This is a genomic window from Paenibacillus nuruki, assembly GCF_001721045.1.
Lineage (GTDB): Bacteria > Bacillota > Bacilli > Paenibacillales > Paenibacillaceae > Saccharibacillus > Saccharibacillus nuruki.
On the sequence record NZ_MDER01000112.1, the window covers coordinates 1 to 619 of the forward strand.

At 38.6% G+C, this 619-nt stretch carries 1 pseudogene; it reads left to right on the forward strand.

Annotated elements, in window-relative coordinates:
• Window positions 1–307: pseudogene (locus PTI45_RS23550) on the forward strand (IS30 family transposase); the annotation flags it as partial.
• Between the last annotated feature and the right edge of the window lie 312 nt (window positions 308–619).

Consider the following 619-nt stretch of genomic DNA (forward strand, 5'->3'; position numbering starts at 1 on the left):
GAACCGCTTTGTCGATGGAAATCGCGTTCGGTGTGCTGGCCGGTCAATATCCAAAGTCAGCCATTCAAACCGCTAGCGTAGACCGAGGGAAGGAATTCGCGTGTCATGAATTACTCGAACTCCTACACGGCATAGATGTTTATTTCGCCGATCCGTACTCCTCCTGGCAGCGTGGTTCCAACGAGAATGCGAACGGTCTGCCTCGAGAAATTTTCACCAAAGGCCACGATTTTGCCCAGGTGACCGATGCTGAACTTGAACAGGTTCTTGCTTGGATCAACAACCGACTCGCAAATGTTTAGGCTGAAAGTCGACGCATGAATCGTTTCAGGACGAACTGTTTCACTTGGATTGACAATCCGTCATATAGAAATTTGTATGTATAAAAAGTGTATGAAAAAATAACTAATTTTTAAGGTATCATTGAAAGTTTCGTATTAGTATAATCACTATCAAACATTATTATTATTGGAAAAGTAAGTAATCTTATGCAATTCTGAATTTTTTTAGAATTGAACGGAGGTAGTTATGAGAGAAAATATTTTATTAAACAGACTATTTGATTTAGCAAAGGAAAAGAATCAAGAATATTTAATGAAAATAGTGAGTAAACATAAGC